Here is a 6,310-nt window from a genome sequence, read left to right on the forward strand (position 1 = left end):
CCATCGCACCTAGAGAATTAAAATCTTGCTTCCCCCCCTTAGCAAGGGGGGGACTGAGGGGGGGTTCCATCGCACCTAGAGAATTAAAATCTTGCTTCCCCCCCTTAGCAAGGGGGGGACTGAGGGGGGGTTCCATCGCACCTAGAGAATTAAAATCTTGCTTCCCCCCCTTAGCAAGGGGGGGACTGAGGGGGGGTTCCATCGCACCTTCGGAACCTAATATTTCCCAAACAACCGACAAAACATCCAGTCTCGGTTTAGGGCGCTGGTGAGCGAGAATTAAATAAGCTCGATCGACTTCTGTAAGATTTTGCCCGAATTCTGGATTTAACAGCAATTCTAATCCCGCGCGGGAGGCTCCGTGAACCCCAGTAGCGACAATCGCCCAGCCCGATCGCGCATTTGACCGACTAATGGTACGATGGCACTCCACTTGTCCAAAAGCCGTAATCGCCACAGTCACAACGGGCGATCGCACAACATCGCCACCGACGATCGGCGTATCATATTCTTGCAAGCAAGCCGTCATCCCCCGATAAAACTCTTCAACCCACTCCACAGCCGTATCCGCCGCCACAGCGAGGGCTACAGTCACCGCCAGAGGCTTTGCTCCCATAGCCGCGAGATCCGACAAATTCGCCGCTGCGGCGCGCCATCCTGCGTAATAAGGCCCCGTAGTGCGATCGCTAAAATGCACTCCATCCACTAACATATCGGTAGTGATAGCCAGAGATTGGTTGGGATTTGTAGGCATGACAGCGCAATCATCACCCACTATCTCTGCGGGGCAGAATTTTTGCAATATTCTTAAAAGACCTTGTTCACCGATATCTTTAACTTGCATAATTTTGAATTAGTCGATCGCACTTTCTCAATTCACCATTCCTTACCCGAAATCGGCGGCAAGCGCAACCTAGGAAACCTATAAAAAGTATCTCCTTCATCATCTACCTCTAAAACCGCCGAAAAAATCTTAACTTGCCGAGTTAAATACTGCTGAGCAACTTCAGCCTCAACCCTAGCACTAGCCGCCAGTTGAATCAGCGAAATTTGACTGTTTTGAGTTTCCAACAACTGATAAAAAGCCTCATCCAACCGCTGCTTTTGCTTGTTTTCATTCACATTTTTTACAATCAACAAGCCTGCGAATCCGCCCAAACCCATTACCAATAAAAATTGTAAAATAGCCATATTTTCGATGGAATTCCTAATTTTAATAACGAAACTATAAAAATTATCTCTTCTTCCAGCCTGATTCCGGCGGGCTTTGTCTGTGTAAAAGTGATTTCAATCGCCGTTACCTTTCTTTATTTAGAAAAGATTTCAATGCCTGTCACTATTGATTTTTTCAGCCCGCGCAGGCGGGCTTTGTTTCTGTAAAAGCGATTTCAATCGCCGTCACTTTGGTGTAAAAGCGATTTCAATCGCCCTCATTAATTAAACTTGAGGTCGCACCAAATTTTCGATTCCTTTAACTACCTTAGCAGATACAATCTTGTCTCCCTGCTTCAGTTGCTCCAAAACTTCTTTTCCTTCAATCATGTAACCAAAAACAGCATAGCGGCCGTCCAACAGATTCAGGCCAGCGGGCGTGAGTTCAGGTTCAAACAAGAAAAAGAAAAACTGAGAAGAAGCGCTATCAGGGTCAGTTTCTGTACGGGCCATAGCCACAGTACCGAAAGCAGAAAAAGGCAAAACAGGTTCGTCGCGATAACGCCCCGCATCTTCTAGAGTAATCCCGTAAATAGGTTCTTTTTCCTCCCTGACGAGCACTTCTAGCGGTATATTCCGGTATTTGCCAGTAGCTGGGTCAATAAAACCCTCTTCCTTGCCTTCGGGATCTCCCGTTTGCAAAACGTAGGATTCTTCTGATCGAATAAACGGCAAACCGTCATAAAAACCTCGATCGACTAAATCCACAAAATTACCAGCCGTAACCGGGGCGCTGTAGCCGTCAACCACAACAGTAATTTCCCCTTTTTCAGTTTGTACAGCCACAGTAGCGCGCCCTTTCAGTTGAGGCAGATTAGCATACTTGGCAGGCACTTCAAACGGAAACTTTGTCACCATCAACTCTTCGATTTCGCCTACCGTGCCCAGGATTGTGGGTTTCAATTCAATCACTTTTTCCCTGTCTTTAGCCTCAACAGCCTTTTCCAGTTCCGCAATTGCTTCCTTGACTCCTGCAACTAGCGCCTCAGCTTCCGGCTTTTTGGCGTCGGGAATACTCTCTAAAATGTCAGATTCCCGGAGGTTGAGAATCCTGGAAGCTTTACTGACATCGCTGCTAATAGGCCCCCAACGTTTAGATCGTATGTGGTTGCCAATGTCTTCGAGACTGATTTGCAACTCTCGCACAGTCTGATTGTCAATAGGTAAAGCGAAGCGCAGCAGCGCCCGCCCGTCCGTAATCGCATTCCCTGCAGGCATACTGCTGCTGGGGCGTTTGGCATGGGAGACTGCACTGAAACTCAGTCCGAGAGTGAACAGCAAGAGCGCTAAAGCGAGGGTTTTGACCCAGCGCTTGCACGTATCGATCGAGAAATTAGGCCAATGCAACATAACTTTAACTTTTATTGCCTCTATTATCTTCCCACAGCGCTGTCGGCCTTCTATCCCTTAAATGTCCTACACAATTCGTTGCCGAACTTCCTTCCGTGGAGAGCTTTTTAGCTTTCCGTACAGCACTTGCTCCCTTTGAACGGTAAAATAAAATGCCAATTGCTTTTTGATGCCGTCAGCTAGACTGCGGCTTTAACCTGACCCGCTCAAAAACGGATACAACCCCCAGACTCCTGTCGTGGAGAGATTAAAATTTTAGACCAAGGTTCAATCTCCCAAATTCATCTGTGGAGTAAATCTAAAATCTAAAATCTAAAATCTAAAATCGACTGACTGTAGTTCCCCCGTGCCCGCAAGGCGACGGGATTGCCCGCAAAAATTTATATGATCTCCAGTAACGACTTTCGACCAGGTGTTTCAATTGAATGGAATAACGGCGTGTGGCGGGTTATCGAATTCCTCCACGTCAAGCCAGGAAAAGGCTCGGCTTTCGTGCGGACAAAATTAAAAAACGTCCAAACCGGAAACGTAGTAGAACAAACCTTCCGGGCGGGCGAGACTATGCCTCAAGCCAACCTGGAAAAGAGTGTGATGCAGCATACCTATAAAGAGGGCGACGAGTTCGTCTTTATGGATATGGAAACTTACGAGGAAAGTCGCCTCAATGCTAAGCAAATAGGCGATCGTGTCAAGTACCTCAGTGAAGGGATGGAAGTCAGCATCCTACGCTGGAACGACCAAATCATGGAAGTGGAACTCCCCAACTCTGTCGTCTTGGAAGTGCTGCAAACCGATCCGGGAGTCAAAGGAGATACTGCCACCGGTGGCAGCAAACCCGCGATCGTCTCCACCGGAGCTCAGGTTATGGTGCCTCTCTTTATTTCCATTGGAGAACGGATTCGGATTGATACTCGTGAAGACAAGTACCTCGGCCGAGAATAGAAACGAGGGAAAAAAAGGGAGTTTTTAGTTTTTAGTTCTGAGTTCTGAGTTAAAGAATTATAAATTCAACACTCATCGCTCACAGCTTAAAAACTATCCCTTTTTCCTCCAAATTCGTTGATGCTCATAGCTTCGCCGGATTCTGAATTTTCAATTCTCAATTCTCAATTTTCAATTATTAATTACCCTTGAATCTGCTGTGCAACTAGACTTAAACCAGCTTTGTGACCTGCTAACTGTATTAGACAAAACTGGCATTTCGGAACTGACATTAAAAAGTGGGGATATTGAACTGACAGTACGCAAAGGCATTCTGGCAAGTTCACCAGCCACCTCTGCTGCGCTCCCTGCTGCCGTGGCGACTGTCGCTCCGATCGCCTTGGGCGCGGTTCCTAGTCCCACCTTAGCGTCACCTCCTGCTGTTGACCAAAATTTAGCAGCGGATCTGCCTGCCCCTGTTCCCGTCGCCCCTGTCGCTGTACCTGCTGCCGTACCTGCTTCTGTCGATACCAAATGGGTGTCAATTATCTCGCCGATGGTAGGAACCTTTTATCGCGCTGCTGCTCCTGACGAGCCTCCTTTTGTCAATGTGGGCGATCGCATCAAGGTCGGCCAGACAGTCTGTATTATCGAAGCGATGAAGCTGATGAACGAGATCGATGCTGATGAAGTGTCCGGTCAAGTGATGGAAATTTTAGTTCAAAATGGCGAACCTGTCGAATACGGTCAAGTTTTGATGCGAATTAATCCGGATTGAAGGATTACTTTATTGTTATGGACAGAATAAATGCTAATATTTCCCGATCACTTCTCTCCGGTGAGTTTGATGAAGTCATCCCAGCCTGTCCCGCAAGAGGTTGTGCAACAAGTTGCTGAGTATTTCAGTATTTTGAGCGAACCCATGCGTTTACGAATTTTGAACTTGCTTCGCGACGGCGAAAAATGCGTGCAAGAATTGGTGGAAGCTACTCAAACGAGTCAAGCCAATGTTTCTAAGCACCTAAAACTCATGCTCCAAGCTGGTATCCTCACTCGCCGGAGTGAAGGAACTTCAGCTTATTATAAGGTGCAAGACGAGTTAATTTTTGAGCTGTGTAATATGGTGTGCGATCGGCTTGCCAGCCGGATCGAACAGCAAGCCCTACACTTTCGGGCATTTAGCCTAACTACGAAGCACTGAAAATTAGTGGCCCGTCCCCAGTCAATCGATTTTAGATTTTAGATTTTAGATTTTAGATTGACTTGCGCGAGATAAATGCGGGGGCTCTTCTGATTTTCGATTTTCGATTTGGGATTGATTCCACGGATAAATCACGTGGCGGGTACCACCTTTGAAATTCGTGGTCATGAGTCATCAGCCATGAGTCATAAGTTATCAATCCCTACTCTCTGCCTTCAGACCGATGACTAATGACTCCTAACTAATGACTCCTAACTAATGACTCATAATTACTAAAGGGGAAAATTTTTGTCAAAACTTTGGCGGGTACTCGGCTGAGCCACCTCCAAACCTTCGCCCCCTAAAAGTTCTAAAGGCTTACCTTCCACCGAAATCCAAACCTTGGTATTCGGTTGTAAACTCGTAGCCGTATAGATAACTTGCCCTAATCGGCCAGTCATCGAATTGCTCCCTCCCCCCGCAGTAAATTCTGCCGACAAATCGACATAAACTCCGTCATTCTTAACACTCAAACCCCTGAGTTTTGTCCCATTAGGGATTTCGCTAGAAACAGTTCCATCCTTCGGCCCAGCCAACAAACTGTTAAAAGCAGCTTGTAAAGCTGCATCAGGCTTGTCAGCTTGTTTGACAGCTACTTTCGTAGGAACTCCCTCAAATTTGCCGCTGGCATCTTTAAGCCAGTAGACTTGCACTGTCTGGACATCAGTCTGCGGCAAAGGCTTTGGCTGCGGCGACTTTGGCACCAGAGCGTTAGGCGTCTGAGCTGTAGGCGCCTGAGCTGTAGGCGTCTGAGCGGTAGGCGTCTGAGCGGTAGGCACTTGTACAGGATTGGGAGGGGGTACGGGGATAACTACAGCAGGAGATTCCGCAGGACTTGGGGACAGCGGCGGAGCCGTAGTTTGAGCAGAAGACTGCGTATCTGCGGGGGTTGGCGAACGGTTCGCGGTCCACCAGGCAATGCCCCCTCCCGCCAGTAAAGCCAACCCGCAAACACCGGCAATGACGGCTGTGGAGGCGCGGCGTACTTCTTGTCCATCTTTCATAATACAAATTCTCCTTACAGATAGAGCGCTTGGGACGGTGAGGAGCGACTCCTGATCAGCTACATTTGTCTATGGTTAGATTCGGGAATTGACACAATTGCATTGCTGCTAGCGAACACTTTATAGCAAGCCCAACATATTCTGAATCCGACTATTGGAATCCTAGACCATAATATAAGATTTCGCCCGTGGAGTATGTCACACTATCTCGATCGGCTTAGTGCCTATATTCTATAGTAATCATAAAAAATTAAAGGCTGAAGGAAAAAAGAAGAAGGAAAAAGGAAGAAGGAAGACAACGGAGGGATGTAATGGGGGTAACGGATTTAACTGAGAGAAGGAAAAAGGATGTCGATAAAATTTTTTTTCCCAAAACAAAAAGCGCCCCTATTTCTAGGAGCGCTATTTGTCAATCAAAAGCTAAAACTTAGCCATTGATAGAAGGAGCAACCAAAGCTACGGGAGTGACTTCACTAGCAGCCAAGTCAAGTGGGAAGTTGTGAGCATTGCGCTCGTGCATTACTTCCATACCCAAGTTAGCGCGGTTGATGACATCAGCCCAAGTATTGATGACACGACCTTG

At 47.2% G+C, this 6,310-nt stretch carries 7 protein-coding genes and 1 pseudogene; 3 read left to right on the plus strand and 5 right to left on the minus strand.

What is annotated here, in order from left to right:
* From thiL to QT987_RS29115, 3 genes are all read right to left on the minus strand, one after another.
* Positions 1–844 (minus strand): thiamine-phosphate kinase (gene thiL, locus QT987_RS29105; RefSeq protein WP_333246925.1); only part of this gene is annotated, 844 nt, incomplete at its 3' end.
* A gap of 32 nt (positions 845–876) precedes the next feature.
* Complete coding sequence (locus QT987_RS29110) at positions 877–1,191, minus strand: hypothetical protein (protein WP_333246927.1); 315 nt, start codon at positions 1,189–1,191, stop codon at positions 877–879.
* 246 nt (positions 1,192–1,437) lie between these two features.
* Positions 1,438–2,562, minus strand: coding sequence for a peptidylprolyl isomerase (locus tag QT987_RS29115; RefSeq protein WP_333246929.1), 1,125 nt, complete (start codon positions 2,560–2,562; stop codon positions 1,438–1,440).
* A gap of 384 nt (positions 2,563–2,946) precedes the next feature.
* Between QT987_RS29115 and efp the strand changes: the two genes are divergently transcribed.
* From efp to QT987_RS29130, 3 genes are all read left to right on the plus strand, one after another.
* Positions 2,947–3,504 (plus strand): elongation factor P, encoded by a 558-nt coding sequence (gene efp / locus QT987_RS29120; protein WP_333058573.1) that lies wholly within the window; start codon positions 2,947–2,949, stop codon positions 3,502–3,504.
* 199 nt (positions 3,505–3,703) lie between these two features.
* On the plus strand, positions 3,704–4,261 hold the full coding sequence (gene accB, locus QT987_RS29125; RefSeq protein ID WP_333058572.1) for an acetyl-CoA carboxylase biotin carboxyl carrier protein: 558 nt from the start codon (positions 3,704–3,706) through the stop codon (positions 4,259–4,261).
* A 30-nt stretch (positions 4,262–4,291) separates the two neighbouring features.
* Positions 4,292–4,684 carry an ArsR/SmtB family transcription factor gene (locus tag QT987_RS29130; RefSeq protein ID WP_006631662.1) on the plus strand — a complete coding sequence of 131 codons (393 nt, stop codon included), beginning with the start codon at positions 4,292–4,294 and terminating at the stop codon, positions 4,682–4,684.
* A 272-nt stretch (positions 4,685–4,956) separates the two neighbouring features.
* Here the strand turns inward: QT987_RS29130 and QT987_RS29135 are convergent, their stop codons facing one another.
* Positions 4,957–5,727: a GerMN domain-containing protein gene (locus QT987_RS29135; protein WP_333246931.1), complete on the minus strand. Its 771-nt coding sequence runs from the start codon at positions 5,725–5,727 to the stop codon at positions 4,957–4,959.
* A gap of 427 nt (positions 5,728–6,154) precedes the next feature.
* A pseudogene (locus QT987_RS29140) lies at positions 6,155–6,310 on the minus strand (photosystem II q(b) protein); the annotation flags it as partial.

The sequence above is a fragment of the Microcoleus sp. SVA1B4 genome (assembly GCF_036700545.1).
GTDB lineage: Bacteria > Cyanobacteriota > Cyanobacteriia > Cyanobacteriales > Microcoleaceae > Microcoleus.

Excerpts from the sequence above, each read along its gene's own strand:
- QT987_RS29130 (WP_006631662.1), top strand. The coding sequence starts at position 4,292 with ATGCTAATATTTCCCGATCACTTCTCTCCGGTGAGTTTGATGAAGTCA.
- efp (WP_333058573.1), top strand. The coding sequence starts at position 2,947 with ATGATCTCCAGTAACGACTTTCGACCAGGTGTTTCAATTGAATGGAAT.
- QT987_RS29110 (WP_333246927.1), bottom strand. The coding sequence starts at position 1,191 with ATGGCTATTTTACAATTTTTATTGGTAATGGGTTTGGGCGGATTCGCA.
- QT987_RS29115 (WP_333246929.1), bottom strand. The coding sequence starts at position 2,562 with ATGTTGCATTGGCCTAATTTCTCGATCGATACGTGCAAGCGCTGGGTC.
- QT987_RS29135 (WP_333246931.1), bottom strand. The coding sequence starts at position 5,727 with ATGAAAGATGGACAAGAAGTACGCCGCGCCTCCACAGCCGTCATTGCC.